This is a genomic window from Streptomyces sp. NPDC020192 (assembly GCF_044388685.1).
Taxonomy (GTDB): domain Bacteria; phylum Actinomycetota; class Actinomycetes; order Streptomycetales; family Streptomycetaceae; genus Streptomyces.
Map to the genome: position 1 here is coordinate 899,336 of NZ_JBIRXG010000001.1, position 24,486 is coordinate 923,821.

A 24,486-nucleotide genomic window follows, 5' to 3' on the forward strand; every position below is an offset into this window, starting at 1 on the left:
GGTGACTTCTCCTATGGTCATCCGAATGCGCCAGTACTCCGCCGATCTGACCCCGCCGTGGAAGAAGCAGCAGCCTGCGCCGGAGGTACCGGCGGAGCCGGGCCTGGTGGTGGAGGAGCCCGGCACCGGCTTCTGCGGGGCGGTGATCCGCTGCGAGGCGGGCACGGTGACCCTGGAGGACCGCTTCGGCAAGCACAGGGTGTTCCCACTGGAGCCACGCGGCTTCCTGCTGGAGGGCAGGGTCGTGACGCTCGTACGACCGTCGTCCGCTGGTCCGGTACGACCCGCCCGTACCGCCTCCGGCTCGCTCGCCGTCCCCGGCGCACGCGCGCGTGTAGCTCGCGCCGGCCGCATTTATGTCGAGGGCCGGCACGACGCCGAACTGGTCGAGAAGGTCTGGGGCGACGACCTGCGCGTCGAGGGCGTGGTGGTGGAGTACCTGGAGGGCGTGGACGATCTGCCGTCGATCGTCGCGGACTTCGCGCCGGGACCGGACGCGCGGTTGGGAGTGCTCGTGGACCACCTGGTGCCGGGCACGAAGGAGTGGCGGATCGCCGAGTCGGTGACGAGCGAACACGCGCTGGTCGTCGGCCACCCGTACATCGACATCTGGGCGGCGGTGAAGCCGTCGTCCCTGGGGATCGCGGGGTGGCCCAGGGTCCCGCACGGCCAGGACTGGAAGACGGGCGTGTGCCGCGCCCTGGGCTGGCCCTCTGAGAACACCGGGGCGGTGTGGCAGGCGATCCTGAAGCGGGTGGGCTCCTACAAGGACCTGGAGCCGGAGCTGCTGGGGCGGGTGGAGGAGCTGATCGACTTCGTCACGGGTAGCGGTGGGGCCTGACGTTGGGGAAGGTTCCGAACTCGGTGGTGTCCAGTTCGAGTCCCAGAATCTCCAGCGGGATCGGATCGCCGAACTTGACGATCTCCTGGCTCTGATAGTCGGCGTCCTCGCCCTGGCCCGCAGGCTTCGTCAGCAGGACGCAGTGCGCCATGATCGGGTCCAGGATGAGGTAGGCGGGGATCTTTCCTGCCGCGTAGATGGAGCGCTTGACCACGTAGTCCTGGTGGACGCTGGACTTGGAGACGACCTCGACGACCGCCGTGACCAATCCTGACGGCAGCAGATGCCCCGAGGTGGGCAGCACGTCCGGCGCCGCGACAATCAGGTCCGGGATAGGCACACTCTCCTCTCCGACAATGTCGACGTCCTGGGTCTGGATGGGATACCAGCGGTCCATCGGAATCTGCCGTACGGTGTGCAGCACGATCAGGTTGTGCACCAGATCGGGGCTGGCCATCATCACGATTACCCCCCGGAGAAGCTCAGCTTTGACGCCCTCGGGAGGCTCGAACTGGTCGAGGTACTTAGCCATTCCACGCTCGTCCACAACGGTCATCTCCGTGGCCTCCACGTCCACCGCGTCCTGTCAGCGGCAGCCTACGAACCAGGTTAGGGACCGAACCGGAGTTCCGGGGCGATGCACTCGCCGGAGTGATCAGTCCACCAGGTCCCGTACCACCGCATCCGCCAACAACCGCCCCCGCAGCGTCAGCACGGCCCGACCCTCCTCGTACGGCCCTTCCTGGAGCAGCCCCTCCCCCAGCGCCCGCCGGGAAGCCGCCAGACCCTCCTCCTTCAGCAGGGACAGCGGAACCCCCTCCCGCAGCCGCAGCTCCAGCAGGATCCGCTCCACCCGCCGGTCCTCCTCCGACAGCAGCTCGCGGCCAGCCCCCGGTGAGCGGCCGGAGGCGAGAGCCGCCGCGTACGCCCCGGGATGCTTGACGTTCCACCAGCGCACCCCACCCACGTGCGAGTGCGCCCCGGGACCGGCCCCCCACCAGTCGGCCCCCCGCCAGTACAGCTCGTTGTGCAGGCAGCGGCCCGCCTCCGAGGTGGCCCAGTTGGAGACCTCGTACCAGTCGAAGCCCGCCTCCGACAGCGCCGACTCCGCGATCAGGTAGCGGTCGGCGTGCACGTCGTCGTCGGTCATCGGGACCTCGCCCCGGCGGATACGACGAGCCAGCTGCGTGCCCTCCTCGACGATCAGGGCATACGCGCTGATGTGATCCGGCCCGGCGCCGATCGCCGCCTCCAGCGAGGCCCGCCAGTCGTCGTCGCTCTCCCCCGGCGTGCCGTAGATCAGGTCGAGGTTGACGTGCTCGAAGCCCGCGGCCTTCGCCTCCGCCACACACGCCTCGGGGCGGCCCGGGGTGTGGGTCCGGTCGAGGATCCTCAGCACGTGCTGCCTGGCGCTCTGCATGCCGAAGGAGATCCGGTTGAAGCCGCCCTCCCGGAGCGTCGACAGGTACGCGGGGTCCACCGACTCCGGGTTCGCCTCCGTCGTCACCTCCGCGTCCGCCGCCAGGCCGAACTCGTCGCGGATCGCGCCCAGCATCCGTACGAGATCCTCGGCGGCCAGCAGCGTCGGCGTACCGCCCCCGACGAAGACCGTACGGACCTCGCGCGGGTCGTCGCCGAGCACCTTCCGGGCGAGGCGGATCTCGTCCGTCAGGGTGTCCGCGTAGTTGTCGCGGGACGCCAGCACCCCGCCCGTGCCGCGCAGCTCGGTCGCGGTGTAGGTGTTGAAGTCGCAGTAACCGCAACGGGTCGCGCAGTACGGCACGTGCAGATAGAAGCCGAGGGGGCGCTCGGCGGCCCCGGCGAGCGCGGACGCGGGAAGCGCGCCGTCGGCGGGGACGGGCTCGCCGTCGGGGAGTGCGGAAGGCATGTCCCCATTGTCCCGTACGACGACGGTTACTCGGCCTGGAGCACCAGCAGCGCCAGATCGTCCTCGGGCTGGCCGCCGCCGAAGTCGTGCACCAGGCGGCGGATCCTGTCCGCGATCCGCTCGGCGCTCAGGCCCGCGCAGCCGGACAGGGCGTGGGCGAGCCCGTCGCCGTCGTCGAACTGGCGGGAGCCGCAGCGCCGCTCGGTCACCCCGTCGGTGACGCACAGCAGGCTGTCGCCGGGCCGCAGCTCGAGGGTCTCGCTGGTGTAGGTCTCGTCCTCGATCACGCCGAGCAGGGTCTGCGGCCGGGCCGCCGTACGCACCGTGCCGTCGGGGGCGAGGACGAGCGGCAGCGGATGCCCGGCGGAGGCGAGCGTGCAGCGGACCCCGGCCTCGTGGGGGGTGAGCTCGCCGTACAGAAGGGACAGGAAGCGGGTCTGCGGGCCGTCCCCTGCGGCCACGGGGCGGCCGCCCACCGCCACCAGCGCGCGGGCGGCGGCGTCGGCGGCCTCGGTGGCGTCGTCCAGGAGGAGCTGGTTGAGGCGGTCGAGGACGTCGGCGACGCGGTAGCCCTCGCGGGCGAGGAGGCGGAGCCAGGGCCGGGCGAGGCCGATCACGACCGCCGCCTCCGGGCCCTTGCCCTGGACGTCGCCCACGGCGAAGCACCAGCGGCCGTCACCCGCGGGGAACACGTCGTAGAAGTCGCCGCTGGGTCCGCCCGTGTCGCAGGGCTCGTAGACGAGGGCGCTGGTCATCCCGGGGATCTCGGCGACCGCGCCGGGCAGCAGACCGCGTTGCAGTACGGCGCTGATCGTGGCCTGGCGGGCGTACTGGCGGGCCGCGCCGATGGCGAGCGCCACCCGTCGGCCGAGGTCCTCGACGAGCCCGGTGACCTCGTCGGGGAACCCGGCGGGCCCGCACCGGCCGATGACCAGCGTGCCGAGCGGCCGGCCGCCCGCGATCAGCCGGTACGCCAGCGCCGTGCCGTCGGCGCCGCGCGGGCCGAGCGCGTCGCCGGGCCAGGGGTACGGCACGGGGCCGGAGCGCGGTCCGTCGCTCCGGGCGGGCGGCTCCTTCTCGAGGGTGCGGTGCAGTTCCTCGACGCGGGCCTCGCAGGTGTGCCAGACCCGGGCGGGCCCGCCGCCGGCGCCGCCGCGCGCGCTCGCCTCGTCCTCCAGCCACACCGCGCACCAGTCGGCGAGCCGGGGCACGAGGAGCTGGCCGGTGAGGGCGGTGACGAGGCCCTCGTCCAGCTGTCCGGCGAGCAGGTCGGAGGCCTCGGCCAGGAAGGACAGCGCGCCCCGGCCGAGCCAGTCGGCGTCGCCGTCGCCCCGCAGCGGCTGCGGGGCCAGATCCTCGGCGACCTCCAGGGCGGGACCGGGGGCCGGTCCGTCGGGGTCGTCGACACCGCCCGGGGGCAGCCGCGCCCAGACGGTCTTGGTCCCGGCGCGGTACGTCACGCCCCAGGACTCGGCGAGGGTGGCGACCAGCCGCAGCCCGCGCCCGTGCTCGTGCGCGTCGTACGACCCCTCGCCGCGGACGGAGTCGCGCGGGGGGCGCGAGGGATGCCGGTCGCGCACCTCCACGACGAACGCGCCGGTCTCCTCCGTCCGCCAGTCGACCTCCACATCCGTACCGGCGTGCACGACGGCGTTGGTGACCAGCTCACTGACGACGGCCATGGCATCGTCGACCAGCCGGGGCGAGACCTCGGGCACCTGCCCCAGCGCGGTCCGCACCAGCGCCCGGGCCGCCCCGGGCGCCAGCGGACTCCCGGGCAGCACGGCCCGCCCCCGCCCCTCCCGGGGCCGGGGCTCGCTCTCCCGCTGCGTGGGTATGGCCGCCATGTCCATGCGGCCAGGGTGACAGACAGGGGGCGATCAGACGCGCTGGGTTATCGAAGTGGCCAGAATGGGGCGACTTTTGAACGCCCGTGACTGTCGCGCTACTTCTCCCTCGTCCCGGCGTACATCTCGTCGATGAGGTGCTTGTACTCCCGCTCCACGACGGGCCGCTTCAGCTTCAGGCTCGGCGTGATCTCACCGTGCTCGACGTCGAGATCCCTGGGCAGCAGCCGGAACTTCTTGATCGTCTGCCACTTCTGGAGCCCGGAGTTGAGCTGCCGCACATACCCGTCGACCATCTCGACGGTCTGCGGCGCCGCGACGATCTCGGCGTACGGCTTGCCCTCCAGCCCGTTCTCCTTCGCCCAGTCCAGGATGGCGATCTCGTCGAGGGCGATGAGGGCGGTGCAGTAGTTCCGGTCGGCGCCGTGCACCAGGATGTTGGAGACGTACGGGCAGACCGCCTTGAACTGGCCCTCGACCTCGGCCGGGGCGACGTACTTGCCGCCGGAGGTCTTGATGAGGTCCTTCTTGCGGTCGGTGATGCGCAGATAGCCGTCGGGCGACAGCTCGCCGATGTCGCCGGTGTGGAACCAGCCGTCGGACTCCAGCACCTCGGCGCTCTTCTCGGGCAGCCCGTGGTAGCCCTCCATGATCCCGGGGCCGCGCAGCAGGATCTCGCCGTCGTCGGCGATGCGCACCTCGGTGCCGGGCAGCGGCTTGCCGACCGTGCCGGTGCGGTAGGCCTCGCCGGGGTTGACGAAGGAGGCCGCGGAGGACTCGGTGAGGCCGTAGCCCTCCAGGATGTGGATGCCGGCGCCGGCGAAGAAGTAGCCGATCTCGGGGGAGAGCGCGGAGGCGCCGGAGACGCAGGCGCGCAGCCGGCCGCCGAAGGCCTCGCGGAGCTTGGCGTAGACGAGGGTGTCGGCGACCTTGTGCTTGGCGGCCAGGCCGAAGGGCACGGCGTGGTTGCCGGTGCGACGGAAGTTGTCCTGGCTGACCTTGGCGTACTCGCGGGAGACCTCGGCGGCCCACTGGAAGATCTTGTACTTGGCCGGGCCGCCCTCGCGGGCCTTGGCGGCGACGCCGTTGTAGACCTTCTCGAAGATGCGCGGCACGGCCGCCATGTACGTCGGCTGCACCACTGGCAGGTTCTCGATGATCTTGTCCACGCGGCCGTCGACGGCGGTGACGTGCCCGACCTCGATCTGCCCGGAGGTGAGGACCTTGCCGAAAACGTGGGCGAGCGGCAGCCACAGGTACTGCACGTCCTCGCCGCTGATCAGGCCGGTCGCGGCGATCGCCTTCGCCATGTACGCCCAGTTGTCGTGCGGGAGCCTGACGCCCTTGGGGCGGCCAGTGGTGCCGGAGGTGTAGATGAGGGTGGCGAGCTGGCCCTTGGTGATCGCGCCGACCCGCTCCTTGATCAGCTCGGGGTGGGTCTCCAGGTAGGCGGCGCCGCGCTGCTCCAGCTCGGCGAGGGTGGTCACCCAGTCGTCCGTCTCGACGCCGGCCGGGTCGATGACGACGACCTTGGTCAGCTCGGGCAGCTCGGCGCGCTTCTCGACGGCCTTGGCGACCTGGGCGGCGTCCTCGGCGATCAGCACCCGGCTCTCGGAGTCGGAGAGGATGAAGGCCGACTCGTCGGCGTTGGTCTGCGGGTAGATGGTGGTCGTCGCACCGCCCGCGCACATGATGCCGAGGTCGGCGAGGATCCACTCGGCGCGGGTGGACGAGGCGAGCGCCACCCGCTGCTCGGGCTCCAGGCCCAGTTCGATGAGTCCGGCCGCGATCGCGTACACCCGCTCGGCCGCCTGGGCCCAGCTCAGCGACTTCCATTCGTCGGGGCCCTGACCGGAGGCGGCGGGCACCGGATAGCGGTAGGCCTCGGCCTCCGGTGTGGCCGCCACGCGCTCCAGGAAGAGGGCCGCCACGGACGGCGGACGGTTCTCGATCAGGGTCTGTGTGTCGCTCACGACATCCTCCGGGGCCCGCGACGGTGCGGCTGGCTCACGTGCGGCTGGGTTGACTCACGGTGGGGCTCACGCTTGTTGTTTAACTCGCGAGTAACTATCGAGCAGGGATCAGAGTAAGCCGCGACCGGCCGCTGCGTAAGGGGCATCGGCCTGTCTGTTTCCCGGGACGGTCCACGCAGAGCGACGCTACGCACGCGTAGGGGCCCGCCGCGCTTTCGCACGGCGAGCCCCTTCATGCCCGGTTTGCGGACGTAACCCGTTGTTACCGCTGGTTACTTCTTGCCCTTGGCCGACCCCGCGCTGTCATCGCTGGAGAGGACGGCGATGAAGGCCTCCTGCGGAACCTCCACGGAACCCACCATCTTCATCCGCTTCTTGCCTTCCTTCTGCTTCTCCAGCAGCTTCCGCTTACGGGAGATGTCACCGCCGTAGCACTTGGCGAGGACGTCCTTGCGGATGGCGCGGATGGTCTCGCGGGCGATGACCCGGGAGCCGATGGCGGCCTGGATCGGCACCTCGAAGGCCTGCCGCGGGATGAGCTCGCGCAGCTTGGCGACGAGCCGCACCCCGTACGCGTACGCGGCGTCCTTGTGGGTGATCGCCGAGAAGGCGTCCACCTTGTCACCGTGCAGCAGGATGTCGACCTTGACCAGGCTGGAGGTCTGCTCGCCGGTGGGCTCGTAGTCGAGGGAGGCGTAGCCGCGCGTCTTGGACTTCAGCTGGTCGAAGAAGTCGAAGACGATCTCCGCGAGCGGGAGGGTGTAGCGGATCTCGACCCGGTCCTCGGAGAGGTAGTCCATGCCGAGCAGGGTGCCGCGCCGGGTCTGGCACAGCTCCATGATCGAACCGATGAACTCGGTGGGCGCCAGGATGGTGGCGCGCACGACCGGCTCGTACACCTCGCCGATCTTCCCCTCGGGGAACTCGCTCGGGTTGGTGACGATGTGCTCGCTGCGGTCCTCCATGACCACGCGGTAGACCACGTTGGGCGCGGTGGCGATGAGGTCGAGCCCGAACTCGCGCTCCAGCCGCTCCCGGATCACGTCCAGGTGCAGCAGGCCGAGGAAGCCGACGCGGAAGCCGAAGCCGAGGGCGGCGGAGGTCTCCGGCTCGTAGACCAGCGCGGCGTCGTTGAGCTGCAGCTTGTCGAGGGCCTCGCGCAGCTCCGGGTAGTCGGAGCCGTCGAGCGGATACAGACCCGAGAAGACCATCGGCTTCGGGTCCTTGTAGCCGCCGAGGGCCTCCGTGGCGCCCTTGACCTGGCTGGTGACGGTGTCACCGACCTTGGACTGGCGGACGTCCTTCACGCCGGTGATCAGGTAGCCCACCTCGCCGACGCCGAGGCCGTCGGCCGGGAGCATCTCGGGCGAGTTGGTGCCGATCTCCAGCAGTTCGTGGGTGGCGCCGGTGGACATCATCTTGATGCGCTCGCGCTTGTTGAGCTGGCCGTCGATGACACGGACGTACGTCACGACACCGCGGTAGGAGTCGTAGACGGAGTCGAAGATCATCGCGCGGGCGGGCGCGTCGGCGACACCGACCGGCGCCGGGATCTCCTTGACGACCTTGTTCAGCAGCGCGTCGACGCCGAGACCGGTCTTGGCGGAGACCTTGAGGACGTCCTCCGGGTCGCAGCCGACCAGGTTCGCCAGCTCCTCGGCGAACTTCTCCGGCTGGGCGGCCGGGAGGTCGATCTTGTTCAGCACGGGGATGATCGTGAGGTCGTTCTCCATCGCCAGGTAGAGGTTGGCGAGGGTCTGCGCCTCGATGCCCTGGGCGGCGTCGACGAGGAGGATGGTCCCCTCGCAGGCGGCCAGCGACCGCGAGACCTCGTAGGTGAAGTCGACGTGCCCCGGGGTGTCGATCATGTTGAGGATGTGGGTCGTGCCCTGGTCGGGGCCCTCGGTGGGGGCCCAGGGCAGACGCACCGCCTGGGACTTGATCGTGATGCCGCGCTCGCGCTCGATGTCCATCCGGTCGAGGTACTGAGCACGCATCTGCCGCTGCTCGACCACACCGGTCAGCTGGAGCATCCGGTCGGCGAGCGTGGACTTGCCGTGGTCGATGTGCGCGATGATGCAGAAATTGCGGATCAGAGCCGGGGCGGTACGGCTCGGCTCGGGCACATGGTTAGGGGTCGCGGGCACGCAGGGTCCTGTCTCTTGAGGCGCCTTATGCCTCGGGTCGGATCGATACGTAGTCTCCATGGTCCCACGCGGAGGGACCGGGGACCGTTTTGGGCCGCCACCAGGGCCGCTGGTACTGTAGATGGCTGTGCCTCATGCCCTCTCGGCGCGAGGCACGTCAGAGAAATTTTGGATCACCGGTACGGGACCCGTGCGGCCCCGCACCAGAACCTGAAAAGGCTCCTTCGTGGCGAACATCAAGTCCCAGATCAAGCGGATCAAGACCAACGAGAAGGCTCGGCTGCGCAACAAGGCCGTCAAGTCCTCCCTGAAGACCGCGATCCGCAAGGCCCGCGAGGCCGCTGCCGCGGGTGACGTCGAGAAGGCCACCGAGCTGCAGCGCGCTGCCGCGCGTGCGCTCGACAAGGCCGTCTCCAAGGGCGTCATCCACAAGAACCAGGCCGCCAACAAGAAGTCGGCGCTTGCTTCCAAGGTCACGTCCCTCAAGGGCTGAGCTTTCCCTTTGATCTGACCGCCGGAAGGACCCAGAGCGGGCCCTCTCTCATCCGCTCCCGTCCGGCACTCCCGAGCCTGTACGCGGCCTGCGTTCGCCACGCGGGTACGGGCTCACCAGATTGAACCCAGGACCCCGACACCTTTCCCTTCCCCAGGGCGGGTGGCGGGGTTCTTGGTGTGTCGGGCGCCTACCCGCGCCCGCGCGACCGGGCGGCACGCGCGATGGTCACGACCGCTTTCTCCAGCGCGTACTCGGGATCGTCCCCGCCCCCCTTCACCCCGGCGTCGGCCTCGGCGACAGCCCGCATCGCGACGGCCACTCCATCCGGCGTCCACCCCCTCATCTGCTGCCGCACCCGGTCGATCTTCCACGGCGGCATCCCCAGCTCACGAGCCAGGTCCGCCGGCCGCCCCCCGCGTGCGGAGGAGAGCTTTCCGATGGCCCGCACGCCCTGCGCCAGCGCGCTGGTGATCATCACCGGCGCCACCCCGGTCGCCAGCGACCAGCGCAGCGCCTCCAGTGCCTCCGCCGTACGCCCCTCCACGGCCCGGTCGGCGACCGTGAAGCTGGAGGCCTCGGCCCGCCCGGTGTAGTACCGCCCGACGACCGCCTCGTCGATCGTCCCCTCCACGTCGGCGACCAACTGGGACACCGCCGAGGCCAGCTCGCGCAGATCGCTGCCGATGGCGTCGCACAGCACCTGGCACGCCTCGGGCGTCGCCGACCGCCCGACCGCCCGGAACTCCTGCCGCACGAAGGCCAGCCGGTCCGCCGGCTTGGTCATCTTCGGGCAGGCCACCTCCCGCGCCCCCGCCTTGCGCGCGGCGTCCAGCAGGCCCTTGCCCTTGGCCCCGCCCGCGTGCAGCAGCACGAGCGTGATCTCCTCGGCCGGGGACCCCAGATAGGCCTTCACGTCCTTGACGGTGTCGGCCGAAAGATCCTGTGCGTTGCGTACGACCACGACTTTCCGCTCCGCGAAGAGCGACGGACTGGTCAGCTCGGCAAGCGTGCCGGGCTGCAACTGGTCCGGGGTGAGGTCGCGTACGTCCGTGTCGGCGTCGGCGGCCCTGGCGGCGGCCACCACCTCCTGCACGGCACGGTCGAGCAGGAGGTCCTCCTGGCCCACGGCAAGGGTCACCGGGGCGAGAGGGTCGTCATTCGCAGTCTTCCTGGCCATCGCTTACAGCATCCCACGCGGCACTGACACCGAAGCGTCCCGCGCACCCTGAGCGGTCCCCGAACCGACCCGGAGCCCGTCTCGGGGTCAGGGGCTCGGAATCGGTGTCGGGGTCACGGCTCCTCGCGCCAGCCGTCCCACTCCCCGGCGAACGCGTCCAGTTCGGCCGGGTCCAGCCGGTCGTCCTCGTCCCGCACGACCACCAGCCACTGGGCGTCCTCGGCGTCGTCCTCGCCGGCCAGGGCGTCCCGGACCAGCTGGGGCTCCTCGGCCAGGCCGAACCGCTCGCCGAGCGCCTCGGCCGCCTCCTCGGCGGCATCCCGGTCGGGCAGCACCAGCACATGTCTCACATCGCTCACGCGGCCATTCTCCGGCACCGCACGGGAAGCGAACCGCCAGGTCAGCCCTTGGCCACGAGCTGCACGTCGAGGTCGACCCGGACGCTCGACCCGACGACCGCGATGCCGCGCGCCAGCATGGACTGCCAGCTGACCGTGAAGTCGTCCCGGTGCAGTTCGGTGGTGGCCCGGCAGGCGGCCCGGACCTCGCCCTCCATGCCGTTGCCGAGCCCGAGGTACTCGGTGTCGAGCGTGACCGTGCGCGTCACCCCGTGCAGCGACAGCGCACCGGTGACCGCCCACCGGGTGCCGCCCTTGTGCACGAACCGGTCGCTGTAGAACTCCAGCGTCGGGAACCGCTCCACGTCCAGGAAGTCCGCCGAGCGCAGATGGTCGTCCCGCATCCGCACCCCGGTGTCGATGGACGCGGCGTCGATCACGACGTGCATCGCCGACCGCTCCACCCGCTCACCGATCCGCACCGCTCCGGCGAAGGAGGTGAACTGTCCGTGGATCCGGGCCAGTCCGATGTGCCGCGCGGTGAAGCCGATCGAGGAGTGCGTGGGCTCGATCTCCCAGTCGCCCGGCGCCGGCGGCTCGGGCGGCTGGGACACCTGGAGGGTCACGTCGCCCAGCGAGGAGAGGGAGTTCTCGCCGACCAGCGCGGTGGTCCGGTAGGGGGTGTAGCCCTCGGCCGACAGGGCGAGCCGGTACTCCCCCGCCGGAACCGTCGCCATGAACGTCCCGTAGGGGTCCGTGCCACCGCACATGACCTTGCGGCCCATGGTGTCGCTGACGGTGCACTCGGCGCCCGAGACCGGCTCGTTGACCGGATCGACCACCCGGCAGCTGAGCACTCCGGCACCGGGGGGCGTCTGGACCGCCACCAGGGAACTCGTCCGTTGCTTCTGGTTCGTCCGGTTACCCAGCCAGCGGCCGAACATCTACGACACCCCTGTACGTCTCGACATCATCCGTTGCCGAAGATTCATTCGATCACCGATGCGGCTTTCGAGGCAACACGGGACCACATCGCGGGAATCCAGCACATGCGCCGGAACTGAGTCGAATTAGCGGGCCGCGTTCCGGTTTCGCACAGTCGGAACACAGCCCAGCTCGATCCCGAACCGCTCCCGGTACGCGGACAGCACCTCCTCGTCCGTCTCCAACTCCCGTGTCTCGCGCGTACCGTCGGCGGCCGTCGTCGTCAGCGCGCGCCCGCTGAGCGTGATCCTCCCTCCGTCCTCGGCGACCCGTGAGCACACCAGCGACCCTGTGAAGTGCGACAGCGGCGAGGTGCTGTGCCACCAGGCACCGGCCCTGAAGTCCCCGAGCACCCGGGGCCGCGGCTCCAGCCGGTACTGCGGTGCGCCGTCGCGTACGACGTCCAGGTCCCCGGCGTCCGCCGGGCCGTCGCCGCGCACCCCCGCCGCATCCGGTCCGGCGACCACGATCCGGAACACCCCGGCCGGGTCGGCCTGCTCCCCGCGCTCCCCGTACCTCAGCGGACAGTGGCTGTTCGCCCCGAACCCGACGTCGACGAGCCAGGTGTCCCCCTCCACCGTCCGCACTCGCAGCGCGAGATGGTCGTACGGGATGCCGAGCCGCCCCTCGTCGCCGTAGACGCGTGCCGCGAGGAGCTTGACCTCGTAGCCGAGCGCGGCGAGCAACGCGCCGAAGCTGCCGTTGAGTTCGTAGCAGAAGCCGCCCCGGCGGGCCCCGATCACCTTGTCCAGCAGCCGGTCCTCCGCCAGCACGATCTCCTCGCCGAGGTGGATGGACAGGTTCTCGAAGGGGACGGTCCGCAGATGACACAGGTGCAGCTCGCGCAGCGCCTCGCTGGTGGGCCTCTGTGGGCGCGCGGCCCCGATCCGGTCGAGGTAGGCGTCGACCTGGCGTGGGTTCATGCGTTCAGTCTCTCGTCACCCGCATCTCCCCGCCTGTCCCGCCGACCGCCAGCCCGCCGTCCCGGTCGGTGCGCAGCACCAGCGCGCCGCCCGCCCGCAGCGCGGCCACGGTCGCCGGTGCCGGGTGGCCGTAGGTGTTGCCGGCGCCGACGGAGATCAGGGCCACCCGGGGAGCGGCGAGCCGGATCAGCTCCGGGTCCTGGTAGGCCGAGCCATGGTGGGCCACCTTCAGCACGTCCACCCCGGCCAGCTCGGCCGCTGCCGGGGACCGCAACAGCGCCTGCTGAGCCGGGGGTTCGAGGTCGCCGAGCAGCAGCAGCCGCAGCCCGCCCGTGCGGACCAGCATCGCCACGCTGGCGTCGTTCGGACCGTCCGGCTCCGGCGCCGGGCCCGGCCACGCCGGGACGCCCGGGGGCGACGGCACCCCGCCGCTCGGTGGGGGCCACAGCACCCGCCAGGCGAGCGGTCCGGTACGCCGTTCCTCCCCGGCCACGGCCCGGGTGACCGGGATGTGCCGCGCCGCCGCCTCCTTTCTGACGAACTCGGCCTCGTCGGCGGGCTCTTCGAAGCCGGTCGTCTCGATCGCGGCCACCGAACGGCCCCGCAGCACACCGGGCAGTCCCGCCACATGGTCGGCGTGGAAGTGGGTCAGGACGAGCAGCGGGATGCGTGTGATGCCCAGTTGCCGCAGACAGCGGTCGACCGGCGCCGGATCGGGTCCGGCGTCCACGACCACCCCGGCGCCGTCGCCCGCCGCGAGCACGGTCGCGTCGCCCTGCCCGACATCGCACATCGCGAACCGCCAGCCCGGCGGCGGCCAGCCCGTGATCACCCGGGTCAGCGGCGCCGGCCGCACCACCGCCAGCAGAAGCAGCAGCCCGAGCAGCCCGCACCACCACGGGTGCCGCGACAACCGCCGCCCGGCCAGAACGACGGCCACGGTGACCGTCGCGAGCAGCAGCGCGCCCGGCCAGCTTCCCGGCCAGTCCACGCCCGCACCCGGCAGCGCCGCCCCGGTCCGGGCGACCCCGGCGATCCACCCCGCGGGCCAACTCGCGCACCAGGCCAGCATCTTGGCCACCGGCATCACCACGGGCGCCGTCACCAGCGCAGCGAATCCCAGCACCGTCGCCGGTGCCACCGCCGCCTCGGCCAGCAGGTTGCACGGCACCGCGACCAGGCTCACCCGGGCCGACAGCACCGCCACGACCGGCGCGCACACCGCCTGCGCCGCGGCGGCGGCCGCCAGCCCCTCCGCGAGCCTCGGCGGCAGCCCGCGCCGGTGCAGCGCCTCGCACCAGCCCGGCGCCAGGAGGAGCAGCGCGCCGGTGGCCAGCACGGAGAGCAGGAAGCCGTAACTCCGGGCGAGCCACGGGTCGTAAAGCACCAGCAGCAGGACGGCCGTGGCCAGGGCCGGGACCAGGGATCTGCGGCGCCCGGTGGCCAGCGCGAGCAGCGCGACCGCGCCACAGGCGGCGGCCCGCAGCACACTGGGGTCGGGCCGGCAGACGATCACGAACCCCAGCGTGAGCACCCCGGCGGTCAGTGCGGTCGCCCGCAGCGAGAGCCCGAGGCGCGGGGCCAGACCGCGCCGCTCGGCCCGCTGGGCCAGCCCGGGCGGCCCGATGAGCAGCGCGAGCAGCACCGTGAGGTTGCTGCCGGACACCGCGAGCGTGTGCGCCAGGTCCGTCTCCTTGAACGCCTCGTCCAGCTCGGGGGTGATCCGCGCGGTGTCCCCGACGACCAGCCCGGGCAGCAGCGCCCGCGCGTCCCCCGGCAGGCCGTCCGTCGCCTCCCGCAGCCCGGCCCTGAGCCGCCCCGCCAGTCGCTGCGGCCCGCTGGGCCCCGCCACGACCCGCGGCCCCGGCCGCCGCCGCACCCGCAACACGGCCGCGGTCCGGTCACCACCCGTCAGCGCGGGCGCCAGCCGCCCCTCCACCCGAAGCCGTGTGGACGGCAACAGCCCGAGCCAGGCGCTCCGCGCCGAGCCCGCACGGGCAGCCCCGTTCGGTGTGGCGGCTCCCTCCGGTGCCGGGACGTCCCCGTCGACCACCAGCAGCACCGGGCTCCGCGTCCGCACCCGGCTGCCGTCTCTCTCCTCGACGCTCCGCACCTCCGCCCGTGCCAGCACCGCCACGGGCGCCGAGTGATCGCCGCGCACCCGCGGCCGGCTGAGCCAGGGATCATCGCTCACCTCGACCTCAGCGGTCACGGTCGCGAACCGCCGGGCCAGCTCGGGCACCGGCCCGCGCCGCACATCAGCCCCGTGCAGCCCGGCGGAGGCGGCGGCCGCCGCGACACAGAGCAGCACGGCGGCGACCGAAGCCCGCGCCCACGCGAACCGCCCGAGCACCCGCGCGGACCGTCCCGGCCCTCCGGCCCGGGTGCCCCGTCCGAACTTCCGTACCGACAGCAGCACAACCCCGCCCACCAGGCAGACCACCGCCAACGCGGCGGTCCAGCCGGCCGGTGTGTCCAGCGTAAGGGCCGCCGTGGCCCAGGCCGCGAGCGCGGGTGGCACCAGGCGCAGGTCCAGCGGTCCCGCGCGGTCGCCGTGCGAAGTCCCCCGCACCTCGCGCGAAGCCTCCCGCCCCTCGGGCCCACCGCCTGCGGCAGCCCCGGGCGGTCCCAGGTCGGTCGCGTGGCTCATGGCCGTACCAGCTCGCGCAGATCGCCGAAGCGGCGGTCACCGATGCCGTTGACCTCACGCAGCTCGTCCACCGAGCGGAAACCGCCGTGCTGCGTGCGGTAGTCGATGATGTGCCGGGCCAGCACCGGACCGACTCCGGGCAGGGCGTCGAGCTGGTCCACCGTGGCCGTGTTGAGGGAGACCGGGGCCCGGGGGCCCGCGCCCACCGCCCCGGAGGCCGTGCCGTCCGCCGACCCGGGTGGGACCGGCGCTCCGGCGGGTGCGCCGACGACGACCTGTTCGCCGTCGACCAGGAAGCGGGCCCGGTTGAGGCCCTCGGTGCTCACGCCCGGACGGACACCGCCGGCGGCACGCAGCGCGTCGGCCACCCGGGAACCGGCCGGCAGCCGCCGGATCCCCGGTGCGCGGACCTTGCCGCTGACGTCCACGACGATCTCCCCGCCCGGCGGCGCCGAGGCACGCGCACTCGCCCCGGCCTTCGCGTCCTGCCCCTTCTTGGCGTACGGTGCCTCGGCACGCACCACTTGAGGAGCCTTCAGGGACTCGGTCCGCCCCGCCCAGAAGTGCTGTACCGCGAACACGGCGGCGATCACGAGCACCACGGCGAGCGCCACGACTCCCCGCCGTTCCACCCCGCACCGCGCCTGCAGCCACACCGGCATCCGCTCCCGCAACGCCAGCCCGGCCCGTTCCCGCCGGCCGGTACTGACAGGGCCGCCGCCCGGCGGCTCCAACGGGCCTGCGGAAACGGTCGGTTCGGGGTCGGCGGCCGTGGTGATGCTCGCCGGGCTCAGCCCGTGCGCCGGACCCGTGACCGTCGCGGTCGCAGCCGTGGCCGCCGTCGCCATCGCGGCGCACCGCTCCGCCTCCGGCGGCCCGTTGTCCGACTCCCGCCGCCGAACGCCTCGTTCACCGAAGAGGAGTTCCGCCCGCCGGCGCAGTTCCTCGGCCTGCGCGGGCGGGCGACGACGGGCCCGGTCGTGTTCCGTGCCGCGACGGCCCCGGACGCGTCCGTCCGAGGCCGGCCCACGCCCGGGGCCACTGCTTGCGGAGGCAATGCGTGTACGTGATCGAAGTGCCATGCGACGAGGATGGAACGCCTCGCCGATTCGTGATGATCTCGGTCAATTCCCGGGTACTACCGCCCGGTTGTGGAAAACTCCGCCACCCACACGAGTGAGGACTCAGCGCGGCGAAACCACCGCTCCCAGCAGCCCCGGCCCCGTGTGCGCCCCGATCACCGCTCCGACCTCGCTCACATGCAGCTCGGCCAGGCCCGGCACCCGTGCCCGCAGCCGGTCGGCAAGTGCGCCCGCGCGCTCGGGGGCGGCGAGATGGTGGACGGCGATGTCGACCTCGGCGCTGCCCGCCCGTTCGGCCGTCAGCTCCTCCAGGCGTGCGATGGCCTTGGACGCCGTACGGACCTTCTCCAGCAGCTCGATACGGCCACCGTCCAGCTGAAGCAGGGGTTTGACGGCGAGTGCGGAGCCGAGGAGGGCCTGGGCGGCTCCGATGCGGCCGCCGCGGCGCAGATAGTCGAGGGTGTCGACGTAGAAGTAGGCGGAGGTGCCCGCGGCGCGCTTCTCGGCGGCCGTGACGGCCTCGTCCACCGTGCCGCCGGCCTCCGCCGTCTCGGCCGCGGCGAGCGCGCAGAAGCCGAGGGCCATCGCGACCATCCCGGTGTCCACGACCCGCACCGGCACCGGTGCCTCGCGCGCCGCGAGGACCGCCGCGTCGTAGGTGCCGGACAACTCGGCGGACAGATGCAGCGAGACGATGCCGCTCGCGCCGGACTCGGCGACCCTGCGGTAGGTCTCCGCGAACATCTCGGGGCTCGGCCGGGACGTTGTGACGGGACGGCGCTTCTGCAACGCCTGGGCCAGCGAGCGGGTGGAGATCTCGGTGCCCTCTTCGAGCGCCTCGTCGCCGAGGACCACGGTCAGCGGTACCGCGGTGATGTCATGACGCTCCATCGTCCGTGGCGGCAGGTAGGCCGTTGAATCGGTCACGATCGCGACATGGCGGGACATGAGCTGGAGGTTACCTGCCGTAGCTCGCGCGCGGCAGCCCGGCCCCTGAGGTCCGGCAGCGGAGCGGTCCGCTCAGGCGGTGCTCTCGGGGCGGGGCTTCTTCTGCCAGGGGTAGGCGGGGCGCGGCGACGGCGGGGTGATCGCCTGCGGAGCGGGCTCCTCGGCGGGGGCGGGGGCGGGACCGGCCGGGGTCCAGTGACGCAGGGCGTCCGCCTCGATGCCGATCTGGTCGCTGAGCGCGCCGAGGTCGTCGTCGTTGAAACGGCGGGCCCGGTCGCGGACGGCCCAGCGCAGGGAGTCGGCGGACTTGGTGATGCGCTCGGTGCGGCTGCGCAGCTCGGCCAGCCGCTCTCTGACCTCGGCCCGGTCGGGCTCGGACTCCAGGCGCCTGAGGTCGGCGTCCAACTGGTGTCCGTGGGCGCTGAGCCGCTCGAAGAGGCCGAGGGACTCCTTCAGCGACTCGTCCTCGGCAACACCGGTGTGCAGCGCTTCCTGGGTGGCGCGCATCGATGTGCGCAGCGAGAGCCTCAGCTGGGCGATCTCGGCGGCGGGGCCTACCTTGGCGAAGGACTTCGCGCGCAGGGTGTGGTCCTCGACCGTGCGCCGGGCCTGCTCGATCGTGCGGTCCACTCCACGCTTGGCCGCGCCGACCGCCTTCACCGTGGCGTACACGCCGAAGCCGACGAACAGCAGGAAGAGCAGGGCGAACACGGCGATGACTGCTTCCACGACGCTCCTCCTCGGGCCGGTGCGGCACTCGCCGCTGCGCTTTCCACGGTAAACGCAGCGGGCAGGCCCGGAGTTCCGGAAGAACCCCGAGCCTGCCCCGAGTCTGCCCGTAGGGGACCACGCCGATGCCCGCCACGGCAGGCATCCGGTCGTCAGGCCGTGGCCGTCAGACCGTGGTCATTCACACCGTGACGATGTTCACCAGCTTCGGCGCGCGCACGATCACCTTGCGGATGTCCGCGCCGCCCAGCGCCCGGACGACGCCCTCGTCGGCCAGCGCCACCTTCTCCAGCTCCTCCTCGGAGATGGCCGGCGGCACCTCCAGGCGGGCCTTGACCTTGCCCTTGATCTGCACGACGCAGGTCACGGTCTCGTCCACGACGTAGGCCGGGTCGGCGACCGGGAAGTCCCGGTGCACGACGGAGTCGGTGTGGCCCAGCTTGCGCCACAGCTCCTCGGCGATGTGCGGGGCCAGCGGAGCCACCATCAGCACCAGCGGCTCGGCCACCGAACGCGGCAGCGCTGTGCCGGCCTTGGTCAGGTGGTTGTTCAGCTCGGTGACCTTGGCGATGGCGGTGTTGAAGCGCAGGCTCTCCAGGTCCTGGCGGACGCCGTCGATGGCCTTGTGCAGGGCACGCAGCGTGTCCTCGTCGGGCGCCGCGTCCACCACGGTCACCCCGCCGGTGTTCTCGTCGACGATGTTGCGCCACAGCCGCTGCAGCAGCCGGAACTGGCCGACCACCGCGCGCGTGTCCCACGGGCGGGACACGTCCAGCGGGCCCATGGCCATCTCGTACAGGCGCAGGGTGTCGGCGCCGTACTCGGCGCAGATCTCGTCCGGGGTCACCGCGTTCTTCAGGGACTTGCCCATCTTGCCCAGCAGGCGGCTGACCTTCTCGCCCTGGTAGAAGTACTCGCCGCCCAGCTCCTCGACCTCGGCGGCGGGCACCGGGAAGCCGCGACTGTCGCGGTAGACGTAGGCCTGGATCATGCCCTGGTTGAACAGCTTGTGGAACGGCTCCGCGGAGGAGACGTGCCCCAGGTCGTACAGGACCTTGGACCAGAAGCGCGCGTACAGCAGGTGCAGCACGGCGTGCTCGGCGCCGCCGACGTACAGGTCGACACCGCCGTGCGGGCGGCCCTCACGCGGGCCCATCCAGTACTGCTCGATCCCGGGGGCGACCAGCTGCCCGTCGTTGTGCGGGTCCAGGTAGCGGAACTCGTACCAGCAGGAACCGGCCCAGTTGGGCATCGTGTTGGTCTCGCGGCGGTACTTCTTCGGTCCGTCGCCCAGGTCCAGCGTGACGTTGACCCATTCCTCGTTGCGCGACAGCGGCGTCTCGGGCTGGGTGTTCGCGTCGTCCGGGTCGAAGGTGCGCGGGCTGTAGTCCTCGACCTCGGGCAGCTCCAGCGGCAGCATCGACTCGGGCAGCGCGTGGGCGACGCCGTCCTCGTCGTAGACGATCGGGAAGGGTTCGCCCCAGTAGCGCTGGCGGCTGAACAGCCAGTCGCGCAGGCGGAAGTTGACGGTGCCCTCGCCGATGCCGTTCGCCGCCAGCCACTCGGCGATGCGGGCCTTGGCCTCGGCGACGCCCAGGCCGTCCAGGGAGATGGCGTCGTTGGCGGAGTTGATGATCTTCGCGTCGTACGACCCGAAGGCGGTCTCCCAGGTCGAGGTGTCGGTGCCGCGGCCGTCGGTCGGCTCGACGATGCAGTGGACCGGCAGCTCGAAGGCGCGCGCGAACTCGAAGTCGCGCTGGTCGCCCGCGGGGACGGCCATGATCGCGCCGGTGCCGTAGCCCATCAGCACGTAGTCGGCGATGAAGACCGGGATCCGCTCGCCGTTGACCGGGTTGGTCGCGTACGCGCCCGTGAACACGCCGGTCTTGTCCTTGGCCTCGGCCTGCCGCTCCACGTCGGACTTGGCGCCGGCCTGCGCGCGGTACGCGGCGACGGCCTCGGCCGGGGTCGCGTGGCCGCCGGTCCACACCGCGTGCGTGCCCTCGGGCCAGGCGGCCGGGGTGAACTTCTCGACCAGCGGGTGCTCGGGCGCCAGCACCATGTAGGTCGCGCCGAACAGGGTGTCGGGGCGGGTGGTGAAGACCGTGATCTTCTCGCCGTCGATCGGGAAGTCGACGCGGGCGCCCTCGCTGCGGCCGATCCAGTTGCGCTGCTGCAGCTTGATGGCCTCGGGCCAGTCCAGCTCCTCCAGGTCCTCCAGCAGCCGGTCGGCGTAGGCGGTGATGCGCATGTTCCACTGACGCAGCTTGGCCTTGAAGACCGGGAAGTTGCCGCGCTCGGAGCGGCCGTCGGCGGTGACCTCCTCGTTGGCCAGCACGGTGCCCAGGCCGGGGCACCAGTTGACGGGCGCGTCGGAGGCGTAGGCCAGGCGGTACTCGCTCAGGACGTCGGCACGCTCGGCGGCGCTCAGCTCGCTCCACGCGCGCGTGGTGCCCGGAATCGCGCGCTCACCGGACTCGAACCGGGCGATCAGCTCGGAGATCGGCCGGGCCTTGCGGGCCTCGTCGTCGTACCAGGAGTTGAAGATCTGCAGGAAGATCCACTGGGTCCACTTGTAGTAGTCCGGGTCGATCGTGGCGAAGGACCGGCGCTTGTCGTGGCCCAGGCCCAGCCGGCGCAGCTGGGCCTTCATGTTCTCGATGTTGGCCTCGGTGGAGACACGCGGGTGCGTGCCGGTCTGCACGGCGTACTGCTCGGCAGGCAGGCCGAAGGCGTCGAAGCCCAGGGTGTGCAGGACGTTGTGCCCGGTCATGCGCTGGAAGCGGGCGAAGACGTCGGTCGCGATGTAGCCCAGCGGGTGGCCGACGTGCAGGCCCGCGCCGGAGGGGTACGGGAACATGTCCATGATGAACTTCTTGGGCCGGGCGACCACCTCGGGGTCGCCCGCCAGGTCACCCTCGGGGTTCGGCGCCGCGTAGGTGCCGTCGGCGTCCCAGAAGTCCTGCCAGCGTGCCTCGATCTCGGCCGCCAGGGCGGCCGTGTAGCGGTGCGGCGCTGCCACCTCGGACGTGGCAGCGGGGTTCGTCTCGCTCATGATCCTCAAAGCTCCATCGATCGTCTCTGCCTGCGGCTGTGACATCCAAAGAAACGAAAAAACCCCTCACACAGGAGGGGACGCCGCGCCGATGCCGACCCCACGGGGTTCGACCGGGGTCGGTACTGATCAGCGCGGCCCGCTAAGCAGAAGGCGTACGGCACGCATGGCGCTAGGGTACCGCAGGCCCTGAGCGAGCCGCGACGGCCTTGAGCAAGCCGCGACGCGCGTCCGTATCCCTAGTGGACATGCCAGGAAGCCCGCCGAAACTGAACCAAGGTCAAGAAAATACATCGCGTACTGTCCCCTAAGGGACACCGCCCAAGTCATATTGCCGGTTGATAACAACGCAATAACTCAAACCCCGTACCGATCGGTATGGCACCACTTAGAGTTCGGCAGCGGGACCGCTTTCCCGAAACTGCTCGGAGTTGCCCCCATGAACCCTCGTCGTAGTACCAGCTCCCTCCCCAAACCGGGCCGCTCGGCCTATGGGGTGGCGACCGCCGTCGTCCTGCTGCTGATACCCGTGAGCGTGCTGGTCGGAGGCAACCAGTACGTAGATTTCCTGAACTTCGGCGCGGGCGTGATGTCCCTGGTCTCGCTCAGCTGCTCGGTGATCTGGGGCCTGTTCGCCCAGGACCGGATCTTCCTGAACATCCGCCAGCGGATCGTCGGCCAGGCGGTACACCGCACGCTGGGCATCGCCTCGATCGCGTTCCTCCTGCTGCACATCACCACGAAGGTCGCCCTCGGCCACACGCAGCTGATCGCCGCGATCATCCCGTTTTCGCTCGGTGTCACCGGAATCGGCGGCCTGATCGGACTGGGCTCGCTGGCGGGCCTGCTGATGATCTTCGTGGGTGTCACCGGCGCCCTGCGCAGCAATTTCGCCACCCCGGCCCCGGTCGCCGCCCGCTGGCGCGCGATGCACATGCTGGCCTACCCGTCCTGGTGCGCGGCGCTGATCCACGGCCTGTACGCGGGCCGCTCGGTGAAGAGCCCGCTCTTCACCTACCTGTACGCGCTGTCACTGATCGGGGTCATGGCGGCCCTCGCCCTGCGCTCCGCCCCGCGCCCGGTCAAGCGCAGGGTCGCCGACCGCCTGGTATCGCTGTTCGGCAGCTCGGAGCGGCCCGGACTCGACGAACTGGACGCGAGCCGCTCCCGGGTGGCCGAGTCGACGCTCCCGGGCTTCGAGCGCCGGCGCGAACCCGAGGCGGCCGCCGCCCCCACCGCGCCGCTGTACCAGTCCCCCGCGGCCCCCGCCGCACAGCCCGCGTCCGGCTTCGCCGCCGCCTACCGCGCGGTGTCCCCGCGCGGCGGCGCCCAGCAGCCGTTCGCGGCCGGCCAGACCGCCCGCATGGACCTGCCCCTCGACCTGCAGGCCACGGAGGCCATCCCGCGCATGGACGGCCCGTCCAGCACCTCGGGCAGCTGGCCGATCCCGTCCCCGCCGCCGGTCGGCGAGGCCCCACCGTCCGCGTACGACCCGCTCCAGGACACCGGACACACCATCCCCGTCTATGGCAATCCCGGCACGTCCGGATACGGCGGAAGTGACATGTACGACACCGGTGAGACAAACGGCCGCTATGCCACGTACAACGCCAGTGACACGTACAACAACGGTCCCGCTACCGAAACGCTGCCCGGCGCGTCCTTCGACGCACCGGGTTCGGGCGAGTCCTGGAACACGCCGTCCGGAGGCTTTAAGTGAACGAGGCCCTGCCCGACGTCCCCGAAGTCCGCGTCGTCGGCCTTCCCCAGCTCACGTCGGGCTTCGACCTTGTGGAACGACTCGACCTGCCCATGCACCTGAAGGTGCACGGGCCGCTCGACCCTCTGGGCGGCGAACAGCTCGCACAGCTCGCCGAGAACATCAACCTCAAGGGCCGCGGCGGCGCCGGCTTCCCCTTCCACAAGAAGCTGCGCTCGGTCGCCGAGGCGGCGATCAAGCGTGGGGTGCGGCCGGTCGTCGTGGTCAACGGCAGCGAGGACGAACCGGCCTGCCGCAAGGACACGGTGCTGATCAACCGCGCCCCGCACCTGATCCTGGACGGCGCGCTGCTGTGCGCGGAGGCGCTCGGCGCGCGCACCCTCGTGATCGGCGTCACGCGCGAGTCCACGCAGCGCTCCATGGAGGCCGCGCTCGCCGAACGCGGGCTGAGCAACAGCCGTAGATCGGCGCTACGCGCGTGGGTGCAGCGCAACCCGGTGCGCATGGTCACCGGCGCCGCCGCGTCGCTGATCCGCTCGGTCGACGGCGGCCCCGCGATCCCGCCCGGCCGCAAGATCAGCGCCTCGCAGAGCGGTGTCGGCGGCGCGCCCACGCTGCTGTCGAACGCGGAGACGTTCGCGCAGCTGGCCATCGCCGCCCGCATCGGCCCCGAGCGCTACGGCAACACCGGCCTGTACGACGAGCCGGGCACCGTCATGCTCACCGTGTCCGGCGCGGTGGCCCGCCCGATGGTGATCGAGGTCCCCACGGGCGTGCCGCTGCGCTACGTGCTGCAGCTGGCGGGCGCCCCGCCGGTGCCGCAGGGCGTGCTGACCGGCGGCTACCACGGCAAGTGGATCGACGCGGCGACCGTCAACGAGGCGATCGTCTCGCGCAACTCGCTGGACGCGGTGGGCGGTTCGCTGGGCGCGGGCGCGATCCTGCCGATCAGCCAGGAGACCTGCCCGCTGGGTGAGTCGCTGCGGGTGGCGCAGTGGCTGGCCGAGGAGAGCGCCGGCCAGTGCGGCCCCTGCTACCTCGGACTGCCCGCCGCCGCGCGCGGCATGGAGGACATCCTCAACGGCGGCGGGCCGGCCGCCCTGGAGGCGCTGAAGCAGGTCGCGAAGAACGTCAAGCGCCGGGGCGCCTGTTCACATCCGGACGGCTCGGCGATGTTCCTGGAGTCGACCATCAAGGCGTTCACCGACGACCTGGCCGCCCATGTGCTCGGAAACGGCTGCGGACGGCCCGTGGAGGGCGTTCTGCCGCTCTTCGAGGGGGGCAGGGCCCCTACGGGCATCCCGGGCGGCGCGGAGCCCGAGGAGACCGGCGGCAGCCGCCAGAAGATCTACGTCGACTGGACGCTGTGCCGGGGCCACGGGCTGTGCGCCGACATCCTGCCGGAGGTGTTCGAGCTCGGCGCCGACGGTTTCCCGACCGTCGCCCAGGCGAATGTGCCGCGTTACGCGGAGGCCAAGGCGCTGCGCGCGGTGCGCCGCTGCCCGGCGCTGGCCCTGCGCCTCGAGGAGGACACGCGCGGGCAGGCGCCGTCGCGCAACCTGCCGGTCCTCTCCCAGGGCCGCGGCCGGCGGGCGCTCGGCCGCTGAGCACACGCAGGGGGCGCCCCCACCTGTGACCGGGTGGGGGCGCCCCCTGCGTTCGGCACAACACGCCGAAGGCGGACCATC

General features: G+C 71.7%; 18 protein-coding genes. 4 read left to right on the plus strand and 14 right to left on the minus strand.

Annotated elements, in window-relative coordinates; genetic code table 11:
• Positions 1–25: 25 nt before the first annotated feature.
• Positions 26–841 (plus strand): DUF3097 domain-containing protein, encoded by an 816-nt coding sequence (locus ACH47Z_RS04205; RefSeq protein ID WP_399070260.1) that lies wholly within the window; start codon positions 26–28, stop codon positions 839–841.
• On the opposite strand, the gene ACH47Z_RS04210 is transcribed toward ACH47Z_RS04205, so the two are convergent.
• From ACH47Z_RS04210 to lepA, 5 genes are all read right to left on the minus strand, one after another.
• Positions 819–1,397: a Uma2 family endonuclease gene (locus tag ACH47Z_RS04210; protein ID WP_399070263.1), complete on the minus strand. Its 579-nt coding sequence runs from the start codon at positions 1,395–1,397 to the stop codon at positions 819–821. The two genes, ACH47Z_RS04205 and ACH47Z_RS04210, sit on opposite strands and share 23 nt — an antisense overlap.
• A 99-nt stretch (positions 1,398–1,496) precedes the next feature.
• Entirely contained in the window at positions 1,497–2,729 is a 1,233-nt protein-coding gene (hemW, locus tag ACH47Z_RS04215; protein WP_399070265.1) for a radical SAM family heme chaperone HemW, read from the minus strand.
• 26 nt (positions 2,730–2,755) lie between these two features.
• Entirely contained in the window at positions 2,756–4,576 is a 1,821-nt protein-coding gene (locus ACH47Z_RS04220; RefSeq protein ID WP_399070380.1) for a SpoIIE family protein phosphatase, read from the minus strand.
• Positions 4,577–4,674: 98 nt separating this feature from the next.
• On the minus strand, positions 4,675–6,549 hold the full coding sequence (locus ACH47Z_RS04225) for an AMP-dependent synthetase/ligase (protein ID WP_399070267.1): 1,875 nt from the start codon (positions 6,547–6,549) through the stop codon (positions 4,675–4,677).
• A 272-nt stretch (positions 6,550–6,821) separates the two neighbouring features.
• Positions 6,822–8,696 (minus strand): translation elongation factor 4, encoded by a 1,875-nt coding sequence (lepA, locus tag ACH47Z_RS04230; protein WP_399070269.1) that lies wholly within the window; start codon positions 8,694–8,696, stop codon positions 6,822–6,824.
• Positions 8,697–8,922: 226 nt separating this feature from the next.
• Here lepA and rpsT point away from each other — a divergent pair, with 226 nt between their 5' ends.
• A complete protein-coding gene (rpsT, locus tag ACH47Z_RS04235) occupies positions 8,923–9,189 on the plus strand; it encodes a 30S ribosomal protein S20 (protein WP_067006864.1) in 267 nt (88 codons plus the stop codon).
• Between the two features lie 190 nt (positions 9,190–9,379).
• Here rpsT and holA read toward each other — a convergent pair whose 3' ends face one another.
• The 9 genes from holA to leuS all read right to left on the minus strand — a co-directional run bounded on the left by holA (position 9,380) and on the right by leuS (position 21,078).
• The gene (holA, locus tag ACH47Z_RS04240) at positions 9,380–10,369 is read right to left on the minus strand and encodes a DNA polymerase III subunit delta (RefSeq protein WP_399070272.1); all 990 of its coding nucleotides are present in this window, start codon (positions 10,367–10,369) and stop codon (positions 9,380–9,382) included.
• 113 nt (positions 10,370–10,482) lie between these two features.
• The gene (locus tag ACH47Z_RS04245) at positions 10,483–10,728 is read right to left on the minus strand and encodes a hypothetical protein (RefSeq protein WP_399070274.1); all 246 of its coding nucleotides are present in this window, start codon (positions 10,726–10,728) and stop codon (positions 10,483–10,485) included.
• A 41-nt stretch (positions 10,729–10,769) separates the two neighbouring features.
• Entirely contained in the window at positions 10,770–11,651 is an 882-nt protein-coding gene (locus ACH47Z_RS04250; protein WP_399070276.1) for a YceI family protein, read from the minus strand.
• 126 nt (positions 11,652–11,777) lie between these two features.
• Positions 11,778–12,614 carry an arylamine N-acetyltransferase gene (locus tag ACH47Z_RS04255; RefSeq protein ID WP_399070278.1) on the minus strand — a complete coding sequence of 279 codons (837 nt, stop codon included), beginning with the start codon at positions 12,612–12,614 and terminating at the stop codon, positions 11,778–11,780.
• Between the two features lie 4 nt (positions 12,615–12,618).
• Positions 12,619–15,264 carry a ComEC/Rec2 family competence protein gene (locus tag ACH47Z_RS04260; protein WP_399070281.1) on the minus strand — a complete coding sequence of 882 codons (2,646 nt, stop codon included), beginning with the start codon at positions 15,262–15,264 and terminating at the stop codon, positions 12,619–12,621.
• Positions 15,261–16,346, minus strand: a complete 1,086-nt coding sequence (locus tag ACH47Z_RS04265) for a helix-hairpin-helix domain-containing protein (RefSeq protein WP_399070284.1) — start codon at positions 16,344–16,346, stop codon at positions 15,261–15,263. The genes ACH47Z_RS04260 and ACH47Z_RS04265 overlap by 4 nt, the downstream gene beginning before the upstream one ends.
• A 102-nt stretch (positions 16,347–16,448) precedes the next feature.
• On the minus strand, positions 16,449–17,294 hold the full coding sequence (locus ACH47Z_RS04270) for a DegV family protein (protein ID WP_399070286.1): 846 nt from the start codon (positions 17,292–17,294) through the stop codon (positions 16,449–16,451).
• A 72-nt stretch (positions 17,295–17,366) separates the two neighbouring features.
• Positions 17,367–18,023 (minus strand): hypothetical protein, encoded by a 657-nt coding sequence (locus ACH47Z_RS04275; protein ID WP_399070289.1) that lies wholly within the window; start codon positions 18,021–18,023, stop codon positions 17,367–17,369.
• Between the two features lie 181 nt (positions 18,024–18,204).
• The gene (gene leuS, locus ACH47Z_RS04280) at positions 18,205–21,078 is read right to left on the minus strand and encodes a leucine--tRNA ligase (RefSeq protein ID WP_399070291.1); all 2,874 of its coding nucleotides are present in this window, start codon (positions 21,076–21,078) and stop codon (positions 18,205–18,207) included.
• Positions 21,079–21,517: 439 nt separating this feature from the next.
• Between leuS and ACH47Z_RS04285 the strand changes: the two genes are divergently transcribed.
• Positions 21,518–22,798 (plus strand): cytochrome b/b6 domain-containing protein, encoded by a 1,281-nt coding sequence (locus ACH47Z_RS04285; RefSeq protein ID WP_399070293.1) that lies wholly within the window; start codon positions 21,518–21,520, stop codon positions 22,796–22,798.
• Positions 22,795–24,405 (plus strand): NADH-ubiquinone oxidoreductase-F iron-sulfur binding region domain-containing protein, encoded by a 1,611-nt coding sequence (locus tag ACH47Z_RS04290; RefSeq protein WP_399070296.1) that lies wholly within the window; start codon positions 22,795–22,797, stop codon positions 24,403–24,405. The genes ACH47Z_RS04285 and ACH47Z_RS04290 overlap by 4 nt, the downstream gene beginning before the upstream one ends.
• The last annotated feature ends 81 nt before the right edge of the window (positions 24,406–24,486 follow it).